Raw genomic sequence first — 20,065 nt, forward strand, 5'->3', positions numbered from 1 at the left:
CAAAAGTACGCTGCAGTATCGCTCGTGCAGGCTGGAATATTACGATGCGAGTTGGCGCTGCGTTGGATTATGCAATGGATGCTGGCAGACTGCCTGAAGCCGCGGTAGATTGGTGGCGCTTAATTTTGGCGTCTGCGACAAGATTTATGAGCGCAAATAGCTCATTTACCAAGCCGTGTCTAAAAGCTAAGCCCGCTTTACGCGGGCTTTTTTATGCCGATTGCTTTAAATTAGCCGTTGGCCGCAGAGAGCTCGACGCTTCGTTCGAAATAGTCTCCCTGTACCAGATCAAAGTCGGTATTGCGAGCCAATGCGGCTGTGCGTTTGTCATCGATTTGCAGTATGAAGCTTCGGCTGTTGATCGAGCTTGCCAAACTGCTTAATTGTTGGAGTTTTTCCAGGAGTTTATTGTCGCGGATGCGGTCCAATTCCAGCGCCGAGATGCCGACGAAGTCGGGCGCAGCGCGAGTAATTAACTCGAAGGCCGATTTTTCCAGCGAGTGATAATCAAACTTCAATGCCAGTTGGTAACCGCGGCGTTGATAATTTTGCAGGCCGCGCAGCAGCAATTGATAAAAACCGGCATAGGCGTTGTTTGCGGTCAGCGTGATGGCGACGTTGGCGGTTTGCAGGCCGCAGGCCACTATCACCTCTTCAAAATAAGCTCCATGATCTTCTTTGACACCGAGAATATGCCGCGGGTCGACTTCCAGAAACAATAATTCGTCGAGATGCGCTTGCGGCAAATAGTTCAGCATATGCACGGCTCGTGACATCCGGTCGAAGTTGATGATGGACTCGACATTAGCCTGTTCGGCCTGGGGCTGGGCCAGGTATTGTTCCAGCTCGCTGCTTTGTATCGTTTGTTTGTGAATAGTGGACACGTTCAGTTGCGCAATGTGACCTATAGCATTGGTGGTGCGCAAAGTCTGGCGCAGCGGCGACAATCTGCTGCCGATGCAGATGGGGCCGAATACCCCGTGCACCGCGCCGTTATCCAGCACAAACGGCCGTAAGCCGTTATTGTGTTCCTGCTCCAGTCTATCGTTAAAATATTCGACTAATTGTTGTAAAGGCATGAGTATCTGTCCAGTAAATCCCTAATAACGGATGTTTTGCTAATAAACGCAGAGGGTAGCGAAACTAACTCATTAAATAAAACGATAATATTTGAAATTAATATGCCTAAATTAGAAGTACAGCCGCAAAGCCAGGCATGCCGATTTTTAGGAAAGTAGTCAAACGCGATATGACGTGTAGGTCTATCTGAACGAGCGGGTGTTTCTATTCGTAGTTTGGAAATGGGACTCGTCCGAGTAGGGCTCGGACAAGTCCCGACAAGCCGAGTTGCCGGCTGAAAATGCCTTAACGCTGGATGTTTGGTGTTCGGAGTCGATGGAATTATTCGCGAACCCGAATCAAATCGTGGCAGCTTTTGCAGGTAGCGCCGACTTTGCCAAATTGGGCTTTAACTTCCGCCGCATCGCCATTGGCCGCCACTTTTTGCAATTCGTTGGCTTCCTTGATGAAGGTCGCTTCGATTTCTTTTACTTCGTCCTGTTTTTCGAAAAATTCAGGTTTCAGACGGGTCGCTTTCCAGCCGGTGCCTTTATCGGTGCCCGGGCCGTAAAGGCTGAGCAGGCCGGAATTAGCGACCGCAGCCACGGCATTCGCGGCCGCGATCACCTGATCCTTGTTAAAGGTTTCCGGATGGTCGGCTGCCTGCGCTTTGATTTTCGCGGTATTCCAGCCCAAAAACGAGTAGGCGGATTGGCGGAAGCGGATCTGGTCTTCCACTTCGCCGGCCACGGCCGCCGTCGTGGCAGCGCCCAGCGCCAGTGCGATTACCAGTTTCAATTTCATGGGGTTAACTCCTTGTGGTGTTGTAGAAAAAGTAACGTTTAGGATTTAGGATTGGCCGAGGCCGATTGGAAGCTGGCCAAGGGCGCCAGATAATTCACAAAGCCGCCGCTCCAAACGCCCCAGACCACCGTCACCGCGATCAACAAAGTAATCACAAAACGGAACGGTCCAACCGGTTTGATCGGGGAGGGCGCCAAGGATCTGGGCAATTGTTTTTTGCCGGTTAGCATCGCGCCGACTAGATTGGTTTTTTTCAGGCGTTGGTACAGGACAATCGCGCTGACATGCACGACTACCAAGCCCAGCAGGATATTCACCGCATAAATATGCCAGCCGCTCAATTTGTCGCTGAGCTCTTTATCGATGACATGAAACAGCGGGCCTTCGAATGCAATATCATCGTTGGCGAATAAACCGGTGACGGCCAGAAAGCTCAAGGCTGCCAGCAAAGCAATAATCGCTATCGCACCGGCCGGATTGTGGCCGACGCCTTGCCATTCGCCTTTGACGTATTCCACTAGCCGCGAAAAAGTCGGAAAGAAACTGGCGAAACGGGCATGGGTAGTGCCAATAAAGCCCCAGATCAATCTAAATATCAGCAAGCCCAAAATCAAACTGCCGAAGCGGGCATGCCAGTCGGTCAGATTGCCGCCCAGTTTGCCGGTGGCGTAAGCGCCGACCACAGCTACTACCAGCAACCAGTGAAACAGTCGTAATGGCCAATCCCAAATATGCACTTCCACTTTCATTGAAATCCTCCCGAGGGTTTAACTGTCGCGCAGATAAGCGTTGAAGAAACTGACGGTCCTGTCCCAGGCCAGTTTGGCGGTGGCGGCGTCGTAGCGTGGGGTGGTGTCGTTGTTAAAGCCGTGCTGCACGCCCGGATAGGTGTGGGCTTCGTAATTGACACCGGCTTTTTGCAGCGCCGCTTCATAAGCCGGCCAGCCGGCATTGATGCGGTCGTCGACGCCGGCGTAATGGATCAATAAAGGCGCTTTGATTTTTGCGGCCTGATCGGCGGCAGGTTGGGCGCCGTAGAACGGCACGCCGGCCGCCAGATCGGGCAGACGGGTGGCCAGGAAGTTGACGATGCCGCCGCCGTAGCAAAAGCCTACCGCACCTAACTTGCCATTACTTTGCGGCAATTTTTTAATGGCTTGGGCTGCTGCCAAAAAGTCGGCCTGGTTTTTGTCTTTATCCAGTTTTTGGAACAATTCGCGGGCTTTGTCTTCATCGCCCGGATAACCGCCCAACGTAAACAGCGCGTCCGGTGCGAAGGCAATGAAATTATCCAGGGCCAGACGGCGGGCGATGTCTTGGATATGTGGATTCAACCCCCGATTTTCGTGGATAACCAGCACCACGGGCAGTTTGCCGTAGGCTTTGGCCGGTTGTACCAGGTAGCCGCGAATCTTGCCGTTACCATGCGGGGAGGGGTATTCCACATACGTGGCTTTAATGCGCGGATCGTCATCGGCGACTTGCTTGGCTTCAGCGAAACGCGGATTAAGTGCTTCCAGCAGGGCTTCGGCGGTCAGGCCGAGCAGGGCATATTTAGGTACCGACGATAAAAAATCTCGCCGGGAAATATCGCCATGCACGTATTTATCAAAAGCTTGTAACGCTTCTGGATGAAAGTCTTGAGCGGTCTTGCGCGCCATCGTAGAGTTCTCCTAAAGGTTTGTGCCTAGACGCAAATAAACCCTGGACGCAGCGGCTGCATCCTTGGTCTTGGCGTGGTTCGGGTTGTGCTTGTGTCGCAGCGTTTGGCGCCGCGATTAACCAGCCGGGCAAACTTGTTACCCGGCTGGATCATGATTTATTGCGGAACCGTCAGAACCGACAGCTTGGTAACGCCGGCTCTTTCTATGGATGACATCACCTTGGCAACGATGCCGTATTGCACCGCGTCGTCCGCGTTTAGATTTAAAGCAAACTCCGGATTGGCCGCCAGGCGGTTGCGTAATTCGCCTTCGATGATTTCCAACGGAAACTCCTGCTTATCGATGTAGATTTTGCCTTGCGCATCGACACTCAAGTAAGACGCCGCTTTATCGTCCGGTGGCGCGGTTTCCGCGGTTTTCGGCAGGTTAACGTGTACCGCCTGGGTTAATAAGGGCGCTGTGACGATAAACACCACCAGCAGTACCAACATCACGTCCACCAGGGGCGTGACGTTGATTTCACCCATGACGTCATCGCCGCCGTCGTCTTTCGTATTGAATGCCATTATGCGTGCGCCTCTTTCGCGATTAATTCTTCATGGGTATCTTTGATATTGGATTTTTTGCCGCCGCTGACATCGGTCAAACGTGCGGAAGCTGCCGCCGCTGCCGGTTTGCTGCCGGCGCGTTCGATGATGAACGAGCTTTTCAGCGCCAAATGTACAAAATCGATGGCAAAATCGTCCAGGAAGGCCCAAACCACTTTATTGCGGCGGATGAAAAAGTTGTAACCCACTACCGCCGGCACCGCGACCGCGATACCGACTGCGGTGGCAATTAACGCTTCACCGATAGGTCCGGCAACGACTTCCAAACTGGCCGAGCCGGTTTTGCTGATATTGGTCAACGCCCCCATGATCCCCCAAACGGTACCGAACAGACCGACGAATGGGGAGATGCTGCCGATGGTGGCCAGCACCGCCAGACCGCTTTCTAACGAGCCGCGTTCTTTCTGCATTTGTTGACGCAGGCGTCTGTCCAGCAATTCCTGCCTATCCCAGGTGTGTTCCAAATCGTGAGTAGAGGCGCCCCCGTCGGTTTCGATCAGCGTCGAGAAACCGATGCCGGCGACTCGGGCGGCCGGACCATCCTGATTTTCCAAATGTGCGGCAGCCTGGATATTAGGTGCGCTCCAAAACTCCTTGTTATAGCGCCGGTTGTGATAGGAAATGCGAATGTGTTGTACGCCTTTGATTAGGATTAAGCCCCAGGTGACTACCGAGGCGGCGATTAAGGTGTTCAGGGTGCCATCGACGATGACGTTGGTTGCTATCTCAGACATTTTTGATCCTCAAAAATAATTACAATTTAAAAGTGAATGGAACCGTGGTGTAACGGGCAATCGGCGTGTCGCCGCGTTTGGCCGGCACGAAAGACCACTTGAGAACGGCTTTGACGGCAGCATCGTCCAGCACTTTCTGGCCGCTGGATTTGCTGACGGTCACGCTATCGGCGGTGCCGTCGGGCAGCACGTGTACTTTCATCACCACTTTGCCTTCCCAGCCGCGTTCTTGCGCAACTTCCGGGTATTCCGGCAGTGGGTTGTGCAGGTAAGCCGCGTCGGCTACCGGCTCGGTGATTTTTTCTTCAACCACCGGCGCGGGAGGTGCGGGCGGAGCCGGTGGGGCGTTGTCTACCACCGGCCCTTCAACAGGCGCCGGTGCCGGCGCTTCCTCAACAACTTTGGGCACGGGTTGGATTTTTGGCGGCTTTAACGGTACGACCTTGGGTTTGGGCGGTTGCGGTTTAACTTTTGGCGGCGGTGGCGGCACCGGTTTGGGTTGCGGCCTGGTCAGGGTGATCTGTACTTTGGTCTCGGGCTTGATGGGCTCCACAATTTCTTGTTCAAACGCCGCGCCGCTGAAGTGATCGACTACCGTGTTGTGGATAAAGATTGTTAGTGCGCCGATTAATAGAAAATCGACCCATTTGTGATCGCGGGTTTCGGTGACGTATTTAAAGTCTCCCAAGGCTACTGCAACCCGTGAATGCGTTAAACCTTCCGGCAACTGAGTGACAGGCGATTTTAATGAAACCACCTCTGCCGCGTCCCAATCCGCGGGGGCTCCCGCCGGTACCAGTTTATTAAAAGTTGCTAAAGGACTACTCATGCCAATGTTCCCCATTTCTTAAATATAAAGGCCATATTCCCCGTTGTGCCGCGTAAAGTAAGCGATTGTTTAAATTGGTGAATAGGCTTTGATCGCTGCTATTGATTTCTAATAGAGCACGAGCTGTGCCAGATTGTCGGATGGCGTCGCTATATCTGGCTTGGATGGTGAGTTAGAGAGCTAAGTGGTTTATTTATCGATTGTTTTTCAGGGAAAACGCCGGGCGGTGCGCGAGCGGATAGCTAGGAGTTTCAGCGGGTATTCAATCCCGCATTGCTTGCTGAGCACCAATTTCACGGGTCTTGTGTTTAAAGGGTGTTTACAGGGCAACAGTTGTTGAGTGGAAGAGATGTCTTAGCCGCAAACGACAACATGTGTTGAGTGTGGGACGGGCCTAAGTAAGCCGGCGAGGCCACGCTGCTGTCGGCTTGGGTCGCCAATGCCGACAGCTACAGAAAACCTTTGGGTTTGGTCGGAGCTTTTGTCCGCCAGCATTTCCAATACCTGCCGCAAGCTTTGTTAGGCGGTTTGGGATTGCAATTGTTGCCGTTCCGCAAAAGGCATAAAGGCTAACGGTATGTAAGGGCGGGGTTAATAGTTTGCCGGCAGCTACAAGTTTATGCCGTGTTGACTTAGCCATGGCTTTAGAAAGCTCCATAACAGTCCGGCTGTACCGCTACCGATAATGACCGGAATAACCCCGACTTTGTAGCGAAACAAAGCCAGTATGGCGGCCAGCCCGATTACTAGAGCGACCTTGTCCGCCACGCCTTCAAATCCTTGGGGCCAGAAGACGTGATAGGCAAAGAATACAGCCAGATTCAGAATGACACCTACCACGGCGGCGGTAACGCCGGTCAATGGTGCGGTGAATTTCAAATTGTTGTGAGTTGATTCCACGAGCGGTCCGCCGGCCAAAATGAACAGAAAGCTGGGCAGGAAGGTGAAGTAAGTCACCACGGTAGCGGCTAGCGCGCCCGCTAAAAATAAATGCTCGCCGCCGAATAGTGTTTGGTTCCAGCCGGCGACGAAGCCGACGAAGGTGACGACCATGATCAGCGGACCGGGCGTGGTTTCGCCCAAGGCCAGACCGTCAATCATTTGTGTCGGTGTCAACCAGTGGTAATGTTCCACCGCGCCTTGGTACACATAAGGCAGCACCGCATAGGCCCCGCCGAACGTGAGCAGGGCCGCTTTGGTAAAAAACCAACCCATCTGCGTTAATGCGCCGTCCCAGCCGTAGTGAGTGCAAAGCCAACCGAGCGCACCGCCCCATAATCCCAAAGCGATAAAGGCCAGCCTGACCAGCTTACCGGTATTGAAACGGGCGTGCTCGGGGGGAGGCGTGTTGTCGTCTATCAATGCCGGGCCGAAGTGTGGGTTAGATTTGCCGTGTCCGCCGCCCAAATTAAAATATAGGGGGGCCCATTTACCGCCAAGCGCGCCAAGCAAGCCGGCGACGAACACGATTAGCGGAAACGGTATTCGTAACGCAAAAATAGCCAGAAACGCTAGGGCGGCGATTGCCCACAACCAAGCGTTTTTCAAGGTTCGGGAGCCAATTCGATACGCGGCAAACAGCACAATCGCGGTCACGGCGGGCTTTATGCCATACAGTACCCCGGCCACGGCTGGTAAATGCCCGTAAGCCATATAAACCCAACCCAAACCGATTAGAATCAACAGGGATGGCAATACAAACAAGCCGCCGGCCATGATGCCGCCCCAGCTGCGATGCATCAGCCAGCCGATATAGGTTGCTAATTGTTGGGCTTCCGGGCCGGGCAGCAGCATGCAGTAATTTAAGGCATGCAGGTAACGGCGCTCGGAGATCCAGCGCTTATTTTCTACCAGATCCTGATGCATGATGGCGATCTGTCCGGCGGGACCGCCGAAGCTGATAAAGCCCAGTTTCAGCCAATACCCAAAAGCCTGTTTCAAACTCACGGGGGGCGGTGGATTGCTGGATGCCTGATTGTTGTTCATCGGTTTGTTCCTGAGAGGGCCTTACAAAAAGTGCCGAGAATATTTCCCGGTTTTGATCTGCGAAGCAAACGCGGCTTGCCATGACTTTGCCTGGTTTGGTGCGTGTCTTTGTTGTTTGGCATCAAATATGCTCGAAAATTTATGAGATTTGTTTGTCAACTAATTGACTATCATAAGAAAAATTTTGCAACTAAGCGTTTTAAAATTCGCCACGCAACGGGTATCGGACTATTATTAGTCCTGTCTCCAGGAATGCTTTTGCGGCCTGGTTCGCAGTACGGAATTAAAAATGTGTTAAGCGATCGATGCTTAGATAGGAACGCATTTGCCATAGCGGATTGTTAATCGTCAGGGTAATTTTGGCCGCTACCGGCAGATAGCTTAGACCGAGCGGGTTGGACAAGCGTCTGTAACAGGAGGATTTGTTCGCCCGAGCTCATAATGCCAACTTTGGAACAGGAGGAAATCATGAAAGCCCATGATTTTTCGTTTCTAAAGCAGTCCAAACCAATTTCCGCCATCATCGGCGGCTTGCTAGTTATTAGTGCGCTAAACGCTTTCGCGGATGCACTTCCTCCGGAAAGCTTCGACACGCCCTCCGCGTTAATTCTGACCCCATCGGATCAAGCGCTGACAGCCGACGCCACTGATAGCTCGAATCTTTTGTTGAGTAATACCGGGCGCGGCACGGCAAACCTTAAACCGACTGAACAACGCAAAAGCCGGCCGGTGAACTTGGGTTGCGGTGTCGATGTGAACCAATTTCCCAGTGAAGACAATTCGCTGTCTAGTCGATTCGTTGGGGCGTGCGATTTGAAGCTTCGCTACTAAAATTAGGTATCTGTTGGTCGGACAAGATTCAAGTCTGGAAATGCGCTTAGCCGACCAAATGTTGGATTTGCTGACTGGTAATCGCGACGGTATTTAATTTGCGGATTTGCGGTTCGATGCCGTCGAAATTGCCACGAAATTCCATCAGACGCAGTTCGGCTTCAATATCGGCTACTTCCAGCAGGTTTTTCAGCAACCTATCCTGCATTTCTCGCAAGCCGCGCTGCCGGCCGAAATAACCCTCCAGGCACTCGCCCACCAGCATGAATGCTGCCGCAAACACCGTCAATACTGCAAAAGCCAATACCAATTTTGGCACACCCTGGGTTAATGCCGCTATCAATGCGCCCGCCGACAGGGTGGCGATGGTGCTGCCGATCAAACGCAAGCGCACCGAGCCTCGCAAACGTGTGCTCAGCAAATTATAAATACTCAAACACTCCTGTCTGACCAGGCCTTTGGTGCTCATGGCTAAATCGACCAGTAACTGGGATTGCGACGAATTGTCTTGCCCGATTAATTTTCCGGGCCTAAGGGTTTCGGTGTAACCGGGATGCTTCGCGCAAATTTGATCCAGCAATTCCGGTCTTAACCTGCTGAGCAGATTGACCAGAGCCTGAATATCAAGAGCGATTGAGTCAAGCATGCATATCTCCACCGGGGCGTGTAAATGGACAACGGCCAATAATAACCGGGCTTTGGCTATTGCGGGCACTGATTTTTCGGCACTGCGCAAGTTTAGGAGAATTGGCGCAAAAACCAAGGAGATAAGCGTTGTTAAAGCAAGTGGCTTCAGTTTTAAACGATTTTAGATTGGCCTGAGACATGTTGATGAAGCGCGATTAAGTCCTTCGACAGGCTCAGTGCCCGCAGGTTTATTGATTCCGTTCGTGGTGTGCTTTTTGAGGAAGATTCGTCACCATAGCGACCGTATTTGTCGCTTATGCCCCTATTCTAGATCCAATCAAAATGTTGTCGCTTTGGAGTCAGTCATGATTAAAAATTCTTTCCCTACATTTATGCGGCCTACACGCAGCATTTGTCAAACGGCGTTGAAAAGTTTCCAGTAAAGAGCGTCCAATAGTTTCCAGTTAGGTCGTATGGTTATTGATTTTCCACCGCCTTTTTCCGTTGCTTAAATCGATAAGAATCGTTGCCGGTTTCTAAAATATCGCAGTGGTGAGTAATGCGATCCAGCAGCGCCGTAGTCATCTTGGCGTCGCCAAAAACCTGCACCCATTCTGCAAAGTTGAGGTTGGTGGTAATGATCAAGGACGTTTTCTCATACAGATGACTGATGAGGTGGAACAGCAAGGCACCGCCGGACGCTGGGAACGGTAAATACCCCAATTCGTCCAGGATGACGGCATCCATCAGCGTTAGCTGCTTGGCGAGGTTACCGGCTTTTCCTAGCTGTTTTTCCTTATCCAGTTGATTGACTAGATCGACCGCATTGTAAAAGCGAACCCGTTTGCCTTGATGGATGGCGGCTATGCCAATGGCAGTGGCCAAGTGGGTTTTCCCTGTGCCGGTGCCGCCCACCAGGATCAGGTTGTAGGCTTGCTCCATAAAGTTTCCGGTGGCCAGTTGTTCGAGACGAGCTTGCGGCAAGGGCGTTTCCGACCAGTCAATCTGTAGCAAGTCTCGATGAATCGGGAATCGAGCCGCCTTGAGCTGATAGTTCAGGCTGCGCGCTTGGCGGTCGGCCTGCTCGGCGCTGATCAACCGATCCAGCCAGGCTTCCGGCATCACGGGTTTTTGCTGGCTACTGTATTTGGCTTGCCACTTGTGCCCTGTGGGTATTCACTCCAGGCCGCCGCCATGCCGAACAGATGTAACGTTTTGAGCTGGAGCGCGCGATCAATGGACATGGCAAACGCTCCGTAAGCTATCATAGCGACTGCAATCGGCGACAGGCTCCAAGGTCAATGCCGGCGTCGATGCCGGGGTGTCGTCCAGTGCTTTGGGCTTGGCCGCTTCGGTTAACCGGCGCATTTCATTCAGGACGATGGCGGCGCTGATGACACCGGTCTGCAAGGTCAAATCACAAGCCACTTCCAAGGCATCCAATCCGTTATCGCCCAGACCTTTCGCCATCAGCAGTAGGTCGACAAAGGCGCGGTCACCCTGATCCTGCTTGAGAATACGATCCCGCACCACCTTGATCGCAACCGGCAAGTCCCAAGTCTGAAAGGGTGCGCCATGCCTCAGTGCGCCAGGCTTTTTCTCCAACACCGGCAGATAATGCCAAGGATCGCAGATCAAATGATCGCGTCCGAAGCGGCGGTGATGTTCGGCAATCATCGCGCCGTCGGCGACGATACGGACATGGTCGGCGGTTAAACGCACGGACACCACGCTATTGGCCCACTGCGCCGGCACGCTGTAGCGGTTGCGGTCTATGCGGATCAAACAAAGTGGCGAAACACGCTTCATTTCTTCCACGTAACCATCGAAGGCGGCCTTGACCGGCATTAACAAGGGCTGTTCTTCAGCGAAACATTCGGCGATGCTGCGTGAGGTCTGTTCAGGATGGGGGCGTCCCGCCAACTCGCAGCAGCGCTTCGCCAGCCAGACGTTAAGGGCGGCGAAATCCGTGAATTTCGCCATCGGCGTAAACAGCCACTCCCGAATGTTCCCGACCTGATTCTCTACCTGGCCTTTTTCCCAACCGGACTCCGGCGTGCAAGCCACAGGCTCAAACAGATAGTGGTTGGCCAGCGCCATGAAACGCCGATTAAAGCGCCGCTCCTTGCCAGCATAGATCGCATCGACCACCGTTTTCAGGTTGTCGTATACCATGCGCTTCGGCACCCCGCCAAAGTAAGCGAAGGCTTGACGGTGCGCATCCAGCACCATTTCCTGCGTTTCCCGTGGATAGGCCATCACGAACATCTGACGACTGTAGGTTAAGCGGAAGTGGGCGACCTTAATGGTCTGAACCACGCCGCCCAGTTCAACGGTTTCATGGCTCCAGTCGAACTGGCAGGTCTCGCCTGCTGGAAAGGCCAGGGGGACAAAAGCTTGCTTGATGGTGGGATGGGGAGATCGTTTCTTCTTCCAACCCTTAACGTAGCGCTGCACCGCCGTGTAACTGCCTTGGTAGCCCTCAACTTGCAGACATTCATACAGGCGTTGCGCGGTGCGTCGTTGTTTTCGCGGCAAATCCGCTTCTTGCTCCAGCCAGGCATGTAACTGCTGATGGAACGAACCCAGCATGGGGTGGGGTTGATGTTGGCGCTGATACGCCGGCGTTTCGACCGTCTTTAAATGTTTACGGATGGTGGGGCGGGATAGCTTAAAGGCGATAGCCAGTGAACTGATAGTCTCTTTCTCGACTAGATGACGCCGTCTGATTTCGGCAATAACGTCCATTTGTAACACTCCAGGATTCTCCGGCAAAAAACCGGACATTGAACAACCTGGGGTGGAAACTTTTCAACGCTCTTTTCCCCAGGACCCTGGAAAGTTTTGCACGCCGTTTAGCACCGCCGACTTGGCGGACAATTACCGTCCAATCCGGAAAACTTGGCTATATTCAAACAGCAAGTCCAGCGGCTTTCCAAGCTTACACCGGGTGATTTTGCCGTGGTCAGTCGGCAAGTCGTGGTGTTAGCAGGCTGGTGAAAAACCCGCCGATATTTCCCCTTACCCACGATGTAAGTGATTTTTTCGAGTTGAAATCGGTCATGACATCGAGTTTCAAGCGTTTTGCCCCGGTTTCAAGGGCTTTTTATTCGCCTGAAGCCGTCTGTGGACGGTTTTCAGGCGAACTTCGCCCTAGGTGGGCGCACTCCACGCCGGTTTCGGCGTGAACACCAATAGGTTGAGCATGCGCGTCAGGTTGTAGGCGGCAAAGCAAAACAAGGCCTGACCCGCGACTTTGGCTAAGCCGATGTGACGGGTTTTGCGCAGGCCGCCGACCGTTTTGACCCAGCCAAAGGCTTCTTCGACGATTTTGCGGCGCTTGAGACTTTGGGCGTAACCTTTGCCGCGAGCGGTCCGGCCATCGACGACACTGCCGGTCTTTTTGCGGGCCACATGGGCTTTGATGTCACGGGACTCGAGTCCGTTGACGAACGCCGCTTGGTCGTAGCCTTTGTCGGCACCGACGCTGCCGCCTTTGGGCACGCGGCGTTTGATCATGTTTTGCGCGGCTTCGATTTCGGCGGTGCCGGTGGCTTGAGTGGTTTCGACATCGACAATCAGGCCGTTGCGATTCTCGGACAAGGCATGGGTGATGTAACGCAGTTTGGCCTCGGTGTATTCGCCTTTCTTGTAAAGCCGGGCTTCGGGATCGGTCGTACTGTGGTGGGTGGCGTTGCTGCGCTTTTCGCCGCTGAAGTCGACCTCGGGATTGCGGCCGGCGGGTTTGTCCGGGCCGCTGCCGTCTTTTTTAACGAAGCTTTTATGCGAGGCCCAGGCTTCAATGAGGCTACCGTCGACGCTGAAGTGTTCGTCGGACACCAGATTTTGCCATTCGGCTATGGCCAGTACCCGCTCAAAAAATTCGCGACTCAGGGCTTCGGACAGCAGGCGTTCGCGGTTGGCACTGAACACTGTGCGTTCCCACACGGCGTCGTCGATGCCCAGACCGACAAACCAGCGAAACAACAGGTTGTAGTCCAGTTGTTCCATCAACTGACGCTCGCTACGGACCGTATACAGGACTTGTAACAGCAAGGCGCGCAGCAGTTTTTCAGGGGCAATCGAGGGACGGCCTGTGTGCGAGTAACGCTCGGCAAAGACGGCATCCATAGAGGCCAATACGCCATCAACCAGTAGCCGTAAACGACGCAACGGATGCTGTTTGGGAATACGGTCTTCCAGGCTAACATAGCTGAACCAGCTGTTTTGAATGGCATCGTGTCCGCGCATTGAAAGGCTCCAAATTTAGGTAGCCTATTTTAACAGTTGGCGGCTCATCTATGCCTTAGCTTACTTGGCTTTTCGAGTTTTTCACCAGCCTGTTAGGGGTAATTCCACAGCCGGAAAGAATGATTCAAGTGCTGGAGCAGGAGTGCAAGGCGAAGGGGGAGACGTTTACGCAGATTGGGTTTGTGCAATAAGAATAAAAGCTTTTCAAAGGAGAAATTTATGGAAAATAACGCTCAATTATCATTGCGAAAAACTTATTCGTTCGCAAAAAAGTTTTTAATTAAACAGATACCATATCCCAAGGCAAAAGATATTGTTGAAAGTTATCTTAATATGCCTGATAAAAGCGATGAGTCTGTCAATATAAAAGTTCTTTTCAGAAGTTTATTAAGATCAGCCCAAAATGCAAATATGAAGAAAAATGTTGTCGGTGGATCGATAGATGGGATAGACAATCTGGGAAAAGCTCTTTTTTCATTTAATCCACGTAAAGTCGAAGCGGAATTTTTCAATAACCCTGAAGGCCTTTTAGATCATATTATTGTTGTTCTTCAACCTTCTGGACAAATTAGAAATGATTCGAAAAGCATTTGGCCAAAATATTGCAAAACAATACTTTCGGCTGCTGCTTTTTTAAACCAGTTTAAAGATGGTGAAGAGTTTTATGATTGGGCTAATCATTTTTATCAAGATGAAAGGTCAATGCCAGCATTACCGATGATAATTGCTGAAGAGATATATGGCCTTGGCTATCCGCTTGCTTGTGATTTTTTGAAAGATTTAGGATTTGTTGATTATGGCAAACCTGATGTACACATTAAAGACATATTCGTTGGTATCGGTCTATGTGAGGAGAATCCAAGTAATTACCAAGTTCAAAAGGTTATATTTCAAATAAGTAAAGCCGCAAAAGTAACCGCTTTTGACGTTGATAAGGTATTTTGGTTGATAGGAAGTGGCGTCCTTTATAAGCACCCGAATCTCGATAACATAGGTAGATCAAAGAATGATTTTATAGATGAGTTCAATAGTTCATTTAATAACTAAATGGACACCGTCCTCCGCTACTTCGAAATGCTCAGGTTCATCCCCAAAGAACCGGAGTCCATTACCACCCCGGATTTGCTGAAAAAACTGCAAGACTTATCAGGCTGGTGAAAAACTCGAAAAGCCAAGTAAGCTAAGGCATAGATGAGCCGCCAACTGTTAAAATAGGCTACCTAAATTTGGAGCCTTTCAATGCGCGGACACGATGCTATCCAAAACAACTGGTTCAGCTACATCAACCTGGAAGACCGCATTCCCAAGCAGCATCCGTTGCGCCGTTTACGGCTGTTGGTCGATGGCGTACTGGCCTCGATGGATGCCGTCTTTGCCGCGCGTTACTCGCACACTGGCCGTCCCTCGATTGCCCCCGAAAAACTGCTGCGCGCCTTGCTGTTACAAGTCCTGTATACGGTCCGTAGCGAGCGTCAGTTGATGGAACAACTGGACTACAACCTGTTGTTTCGCTGGTTTGTTGGTTTGGGTATCGACGATGCTGTCTGGGAGCGCAGCGTGTTCAGCGCCAACCGCGAACGCCTGCTGTCCGAAGCCCTGAGTCGCGAATTTTTTGAGCGGGTACTGGCCATAGCCGAATGGCAAAATCTGGTGTCCGACGAACACTTCAGCGTCGACGGTAGCCTCATTGAAGCCTGGGCCTCGCATAAAAGCTTCGTTAAAAAAGACGGCAGCGGCCCGGACAAACCCGCCGGCCGCAATCCCGAGGTCGACTTCAGCGGCGAAAAGCGCAGCAACGCCACCCACCACAGTACGACCGATCCCGAAGCCCGGCTTTACAAGAAAGGCGAATACACCGAGGCCAAACTGCGTTACATCACCCATGCCTTGTCCGAGAATCGCAACGGCCTGATTGTCGATGTCGAAACCACTCAAGCCACCGGCACCGCCGAAATCGAAGCCGCGCAAAACATGATCAAACGCCGCGTGCCCCAAGGCGGCAGCGTCGGTGCCGACAAAGGCTACGACCAAGCGGCGTTCGTCAACGGACTCGAGTCCCGTGACATCAAAGCCCATGTGGCCCGCAAAAAGACCGGCAGTGCCGTCGATGGCCGCACCGCGCGCGGCAAAGGTTACGCCCAAAGTCTCAAGCGCCGCAAAATCGTCGAAGAAGCCTTTGGCTGGGTCAAAACGGTCGGCGGCCTGCGCAAAACTCGTCACATCGGCTTAGCCAAAGTCGCGGGTCAGGCCTTGTTTTGCTTTGCCGCCTACAACCTGACGCGCATGCTCAACCTATTGGTGTTCACGCCGAAACCGGCGTGGAGTGCACCCGCCTAGGGTGAAGTTCGCCTGAAAACCGTCCACAGACGGCTTCAGGCGAATAAAAAGCCCTTGAAACCGGGGCAAAACGCTTGAAACTCGATGTCATGACCGATTTCAACTCGAAAAAATCACTTACATCGTGGGTAAGGGGAAATATCGGCGGGTTTTTCACCAGCCTGTTAGGTTACGAGGTGGACATCAGGACGGTGCAGCGGGATTTAAATAAACTGTCTTCATCAGGCTTGTTTCCCTTCACCAGTTCGGATGAAACCAAGCCCTTATGCTGGTTCTGGCCGAAGCAAACTGCGCGTATGCAATTTCCGTTGATGTCGGCGGATGAGGCGCTGGCATTCAAGCTAGTTGAGCAGTTTTTAATTCCGTTATTGCCGTTATCCGTCAGAGCGCATTTGGCCGATTATTTCGCGTTGGCCGATGGTACGCTGAAACATTCTCCCTTGGCCCATTGGCCGGATAAAGTCAGAACGATTCCCGCCAATCAAACCTTGTTGCCACCGCAAATCGACGTCGAGGTATTGAAGGTAGTGTACGAAGCGCTGTTGAAAAACCGGCGTTTTTCAGCCGGCTATCTGCGGCGGGACGAAGCCGCCAAACAGTACGAAGTCAATCCGTTGGGCTTGATGTTCCGGGGCAATGTGGCTTACCTGCTGGCGACGTTGTGGGATTATCAGGATGTAAAGCAATTAGCGTTGCATCGTTTCGAACAGGCTATATTGCTGGATAAGGCGGTTACCGTACCCGTGGATTACGATCCTGATGTTTATATAGCCTCCGGCGAGTTCGACTACCCAACTGCGCCTGACGCCGACATTCAGCTGGTAGTGAAAATTTCTCCCTGGGTGCGTAAGCACTTGTCGGAAACCCAGCTGAGCGCCGATCAGCGGATCACGGCGCTCGAGGACGATTATTTCCGGTTGCAGGCTTCGGTAAAAGACACCTTGCAACTACGGTGGTGGTTGCAAGGATTGGGTGCGGATATTGAGGTGCTGGAGCCGGATTCGCTAAGGCAAATGTTTGCCGAAACCGTTCGATTGCTGGGCAAAATATACGGTATGTAGGCTTCCAGTATGAACAACCTCTCGATAGCCTATCCGTGGAAATTGTCATGCCAGACTATGGTGCTCGAATTGAAATGCTGCGCGGTAAGGCTATGAACGCCGGTTTCGAGTTGGGCATGGACATCGCGTGCTTTATCGCTAGGCGGATTTGCTCGGATGTCAGGGAGTTGGAGATTACATTGCATAAGTCGCAAGCCTATACCAATATGTTTGGAGAAAAAGTGACGCTTGCGCAAGTGGAAGCTTTGTTGTTTTTAAACTAAGGCGCGCAATGCGAAAACGCCGAGATTAAACGACCGGTTTTGTCGCATGGTTCCCGTAGATTGTCTATTTGCAATCACTGGAGCTAAGATGTCAGATAATCATTACTTGCGCCGCAAGAGGCCACAGCACGCGGGAAATGCTGCGTGAACCAACAAAACGCGATTTTGCGTGCCGCCCAAGCCATTGCTGATGCGGACACTCTGTTGATTACCGCCGGTGCCGGCATGGGTGTCGATTCCGGCTTGCCGGATTTTCGCGGCAAGCAAGGCTTCTGGCGCGCACATCCAAGCTATGCCGCCGAAGGCTTGACGTTTCAGGATCTAGCGAATCCGCAATGGTTTTTTAACGAACCGAGACGCGCCTGGGGCTTTTACGGTTCTCGCTACCATTCATATGGAAATACGCAGCCGCATGCCGGTTTTAAACTGTTGAAAAGCTGGTTAGACAGCAAGCCCAATCCGGGGTTTGTGTACACCAGCAATGTGGACGGACATTTTCAAAAGGCGGGGTTTGCCGAAGAGAGCATTTACGAATGTCACGGTTCAATCCATTACTTGCAATGTTGCATGCCTTGTAACCAAAGGATTTGGCCTATTAAAACACTCCAGCTAACGGTGGACAGCCACAGTATGATAGCCCAGGGCTCCTTGCCTTTTTGCCCCGATTGCGGCGGATTTGCCCGCCCCAATATTTTGATGTTTGACGATGCCTTTTGGTTAGAGCATCGTGCCCGGCAACAACAAAAGCGATACTTGGATTGGCGCTTACGGGCCGTGCATCAACAAGTTGTGATCATTGAGTTGGGTGTCGGCTCGGCAATGGGCCCAATTCGCTGGGTCGGAGAAAGTTTTCCTGGTACGTTGCTTCGTATCAACCCGAGCGAATCGAAGGCCCCCAAAGGCAGTATTTCGCTTGCCATGTCGGCATTGGCGGCGCTGGCTGCTATCGAGCGGATTCTCTCCGCTGGGCACGGACCGCAAGACCGAGAACTGTAAGACAGGTAAGCCAAGAGTTTGACTGCCAAGAAACGATTATTGGCAATCGAACTGCTTAGGCCAATCCCGATAATTGAACACCTGACCTTCTTGGCGCACAGTATCCACCGCAGCTAAATCCAGGTCGGCATACACCCATTGCGCCTGGTTGTATTCACCAATCGCCAAAATCCCGTTGTTCGGAAAGCCGCGATCCACCGGCGTGTAAATCGCCGCCGCGCCGCAGTTGACGTCCACCGCTTCCGACCAATCGGCGTTGCCAACCAAGGAGGCTTGTACGACATAGCATTGATTTTCCAGCGCACGGGCTTGGCAGCCGATGCGCACTCGATAATAGCCGGCTTCGGTATCGGTGCAACTTGGGACCAGAATCAAGCTTGCGCCGCGTTCGGCTTGTTGGCGGGCATAGTGTGGGAACTCGCTGTCGTAGCAAATGTTGATCGCGACTTTACCGAACACAGTATCGAATAACTTGATGTCCAAGCCGCGGGAAATATGCCATTGCTCGTTCTCGAAGCGCGTCATGGTCAGCTTTTCTTGATAATCCACGTCACCTTGCGGGGTAAAGAAATAGGCGTGATTGCGAAATTCGCCGTTGTCATGTTTGACAGGGTAAGTCCCGGCCTGAATGTAGACCCGGTATTCGGCTGCCAGCGTTTTGAATAGGTCCAGATAGCCAGGCAGCAAGGTTTGCAAGGCATCCAGTTGGCCGTTCAATGAAGAATAAACTTCCTTCGGAAACAAGGAAGCTAATTCCATGCACGCATATTCCGGAAACAGCAGGATGTCTGCTTTGTTCTCGGCGGCTTCTTTCACCCAGCGACGGGCTTTGGCTGCGAAGTTTTCCCAAGTTTCCAGGAAGCTGATGTCATATTGGGCGCTGGCGATTTTAGGCACGGTCTTCTCTCAACCAAAAAGTCATGGGTTTGGCGGTCTCGCCGGTGTCGTCGAGGTCTTTCCAGGTATACGTGGTTTTCAGCTCGGGATGTTTGACGTAGCCGCGCTTGTTCCAGAACGCATCCAGCGGCACGTAATCGGCCGGTCGGCGCGGATGATCAAGCGGGCGCTCGACGCAGCAGAAGGTGATGTGTTTGAAACCGCCCAGATCTGCGGCATGGGCTTCGCGTTGTTCGAAGAAGCGTACGCCGATGCCCAAGCCGCGATAGGCTTTGTTAAGCACTGATTCGCCGCAATAAAACACTTCATCGGGGTTGTAGCCGTTTTCGACGAATGGTTTTTTAACTTCGTCGGTTTCGTATTTCAATGGTATCGCCGTCGACGCGCCGATGATGGCGTCGCCATCGAACGCCAGCACGATGACGCTTTCCGGGCAATTTATGTAAGTTTGCAGGTATTTCTTTTCGTACTCGTAATCGCCGTCATACAAATACGGAAAATCCCGGAACACCTCAATGCGCAGGCGCGCCAGTTCCGGAATGTATTGAATCAAGGCGTCGCCGCTGAGGCGCTGGATGCGGATGTCTTTGCTCATGCTGGTTTGCGGTTGAATGAAAACAAAATGTCGGTCGCCAAGCTTAAGGCGCGAGAGACATATTGTATTGTAGGCGGTAGCGAATTGCCTATGGCAAAGGTTTATGAACCAGCCAGCTAATCAAATTTCAGTGCAGCTCCCGTTTCGTCAAAGCGTAACAGGTCGATCTCGCCGTCCGCATCCGTTATTTCCGCCTCGGCTAGAACCCCGTTAGCATGATAGGTATAGACATGGCGTAATTCCACTTCGCCATAGACCAGTTTTTCCAGCAGCATTAGACGTTCATCGGCAGCGTAGCAGCCGCGGAAGTAGGTGTTGCGGTTTTCCAGATGGCTTTCGTCTGCCAGTTCGTTGACCAGTTTCAACGGTAGTTTTACGCCGCTATAGCTGATGAAATAGCGGGTATCGCAGTTTTCTAATTCCACTTCAATTTTCCCAGGTAAAAAATCTAATTACCGCAATATTTGTGCCGAAATAGGTGACCCGAATTACCTGGGGTCGCCGGTGCTTTGGCTAGGCTACG

The 20,065-nt window shown here is 52.3% G+C and carries 21 protein-coding genes and 1 pseudogene; 6 read left to right on the forward strand and 16 right to left on the reverse strand.

Features of this window, described 5'->3' with window-relative positions; genetic code table 11:
- Positions 1-230: 230 nt before the first annotated feature.
- The 8 genes from JWZ98_RS10840 to chrA form a co-directional block, all read right to left on the reverse strand.
- Positions 231-1,079 carry an EAL domain-containing protein gene (locus JWZ98_RS10840; protein ID WP_205454269.1) on the reverse strand — a complete coding sequence of 283 codons (849 nt, stop codon included), beginning with the start codon at positions 1,077-1,079 and terminating at the stop codon, positions 231-233.
- A 322-nt stretch (positions 1,080-1,401) separates the two neighbouring features.
- Positions 1,402-1,863 carry a cytochrome c gene (locus JWZ98_RS10845; RefSeq protein ID WP_205454270.1) on the reverse strand — a complete coding sequence of 154 codons (462 nt, stop codon included), beginning with the start codon at positions 1,861-1,863 and terminating at the stop codon, positions 1,402-1,404.
- Between the two features lie 38 nt (positions 1,864-1,901).
- Complete coding sequence (locus tag JWZ98_RS10850) at positions 1,902-2,612, reverse strand: cytochrome b/b6 domain-containing protein (RefSeq protein WP_205454271.1); 711 nt, start codon at positions 2,610-2,612, stop codon at positions 1,902-1,904.
- An 18-nt stretch (positions 2,613-2,630) separates the two neighbouring features.
- Complete coding sequence (locus JWZ98_RS10855) at positions 2,631-3,524, reverse strand: dienelactone hydrolase family protein (protein ID WP_205454272.1); 894 nt, start codon at positions 3,522-3,524, stop codon at positions 2,631-2,633.
- Positions 3,525-3,682: 158 nt separating this feature from the next.
- Entirely contained in the window at positions 3,683-4,093 is a 411-nt protein-coding gene (locus JWZ98_RS10860; protein WP_026600602.1) for a biopolymer transporter ExbD, read from the reverse strand.
- Positions 4,093-4,869, reverse strand: a complete 777-nt coding sequence (locus tag JWZ98_RS10865) for a MotA/TolQ/ExbB proton channel family protein (RefSeq protein WP_205454273.1) — start codon at positions 4,867-4,869, stop codon at positions 4,093-4,095. The genes JWZ98_RS10860 and JWZ98_RS10865 overlap by 1 nt, the downstream gene beginning before the upstream one ends.
- Positions 4,870-4,888: 19 nt before the next feature.
- Positions 4,889-5,698, reverse strand: coding sequence for an energy transducer TonB (locus JWZ98_RS10870; protein ID WP_205454274.1), 810 nt, complete (start codon positions 5,696-5,698; stop codon positions 4,889-4,891).
- Between the two features lie 609 nt (positions 5,699-6,307).
- A complete protein-coding gene (gene chrA, locus JWZ98_RS10875; RefSeq protein WP_205454275.1) occupies positions 6,308-7,684 on the reverse strand; it encodes a chromate efflux transporter in 1,377 nt (458 codons plus the stop codon).
- Between the two features lie 468 nt (positions 7,685-8,152).
- Here chrA and JWZ98_RS10880 point away from each other — a divergent pair, with 468 nt between their 5' ends.
- On the forward strand, positions 8,153-8,515 hold the full coding sequence (locus tag JWZ98_RS10880) for a hypothetical protein (protein WP_205454276.1): 363 nt from the start codon (positions 8,153-8,155) through the stop codon (positions 8,513-8,515).
- A 46-nt stretch (positions 8,516-8,561) separates the two neighbouring features.
- On the opposite strand, the gene JWZ98_RS10885 is transcribed toward JWZ98_RS10880, so the two are convergent.
- From JWZ98_RS10885 to JWZ98_RS10900, 5 genes and pseudogenes are all read right to left on the reverse strand, one after another.
- On the reverse strand, positions 8,562-9,161 hold the full coding sequence (locus tag JWZ98_RS10885) for a hypothetical protein (RefSeq protein WP_033158672.1): 600 nt from the start codon (positions 9,159-9,161) through the stop codon (positions 8,562-8,564).
- Between the two features lie 458 nt (positions 9,162-9,619).
- Positions 9,620-10,249: pseudogene (gene istB / locus JWZ98_RS10890) on the reverse strand (IS21-like element helper ATPase IstB); the annotation flags it as partial.
- A gap of 14 nt (positions 10,250-10,263) precedes the next feature.
- Entirely contained in the window at positions 10,264-10,386 is a 123-nt protein-coding gene (locus JWZ98_RS23395) for a hypothetical protein (protein WP_275899109.1), read from the reverse strand.
- A complete protein-coding gene (gene istA / locus JWZ98_RS10895; protein WP_240347962.1) occupies positions 10,376-11,929 on the reverse strand; it encodes an IS21 family transposase in 1,554 nt (517 codons plus the stop codon). Before istA ends, JWZ98_RS23395 begins: the two co-directional genes overlap by 11 nt.
- 366 nt (positions 11,930-12,295) lie before the next feature.
- Positions 12,296-13,393, reverse strand: a complete 1,098-nt coding sequence (locus tag JWZ98_RS10900) for an IS5 family transposase (protein WP_205453486.1) — start codon at positions 13,391-13,393, stop codon at positions 12,296-12,298.
- A 219-nt stretch (positions 13,394-13,612) separates the two neighbouring features.
- On the opposite strand from JWZ98_RS10900, the gene JWZ98_RS10905 reads away from it, so the two are divergent.
- The 5 genes from JWZ98_RS10905 to JWZ98_RS10925 all read left to right on the forward strand — a co-directional run bounded on the left by JWZ98_RS10905 (position 13,613) and on the right by JWZ98_RS10925 (position 18,050).
- A complete protein-coding gene (locus JWZ98_RS10905; protein ID WP_205454277.1) occupies positions 13,613-14,440 on the forward strand; it encodes a hypothetical protein in 828 nt (275 codons plus the stop codon).
- 192 nt (positions 14,441-14,632) lie between these two features.
- The gene (locus JWZ98_RS10910) at positions 14,633-15,730 is read left to right on the forward strand and encodes an IS5 family transposase (RefSeq protein WP_205450272.1); all 1,098 of its coding nucleotides are present in this window, start codon (positions 14,633-14,635) and stop codon (positions 15,728-15,730) included.
- A gap of 74 nt (positions 15,731-15,804) precedes the next feature.
- Positions 15,805-16,791, forward strand: a complete 987-nt coding sequence (locus JWZ98_RS10915; protein ID WP_205454278.1) for a WYL domain-containing protein — start codon at positions 15,805-15,807, stop codon at positions 16,789-16,791.
- Positions 16,792-16,826: 35 nt separating this feature from the next.
- Complete coding sequence (locus JWZ98_RS10920; protein WP_275899209.1) at positions 16,827-17,054, forward strand: DnaA/Hda family protein; 228 nt, start codon at positions 16,827-16,829, stop codon at positions 17,052-17,054.
- Between the two features lie 144 nt (positions 17,055-17,198).
- Positions 17,199-18,050, forward strand: coding sequence for a Sir2 family NAD-dependent protein deacetylase (locus tag JWZ98_RS10925; RefSeq protein ID WP_205454280.1), 852 nt, complete (start codon positions 17,199-17,201; stop codon positions 18,048-18,050).
- Between the two features lie 36 nt (positions 18,051-18,086).
- Here JWZ98_RS10925 and JWZ98_RS10930 read toward each other — a convergent pair whose 3' ends face one another.
- The 3 genes from JWZ98_RS10930 to JWZ98_RS10940 form a co-directional block, all read right to left on the reverse strand.
- Positions 18,087-18,947: a carbon-nitrogen hydrolase family protein gene (locus JWZ98_RS10930; RefSeq protein ID WP_205454281.1), complete on the reverse strand. Its 861-nt coding sequence runs from the start codon at positions 18,945-18,947 to the stop codon at positions 18,087-18,089.
- Positions 18,940-19,542: a GNAT family N-acetyltransferase gene (locus JWZ98_RS10935; protein WP_205454282.1), complete on the reverse strand. Its 603-nt coding sequence runs from the start codon at positions 19,540-19,542 to the stop codon at positions 18,940-18,942. The genes JWZ98_RS10930 and JWZ98_RS10935 overlap by 8 nt, the downstream gene beginning before the upstream one ends.
- Before the next feature lie 116 nt (positions 19,543-19,658).
- Positions 19,659-19,967, reverse strand: coding sequence for a DUF6156 family protein (locus JWZ98_RS10940; RefSeq protein WP_033158667.1), 309 nt, complete (start codon positions 19,965-19,967; stop codon positions 19,659-19,661).
- Positions 19,968-20,065 lie beyond the last annotated feature (98 nt).

This window comes from Methylomonas sp. EFPC1 (genome assembly GCF_016925515.1).
GTDB classification, from domain to species: domain Bacteria; phylum Pseudomonadota; class Gammaproteobacteria; order Methylococcales; family Methylomonadaceae; genus Methylomonas; species Methylomonas defluvii.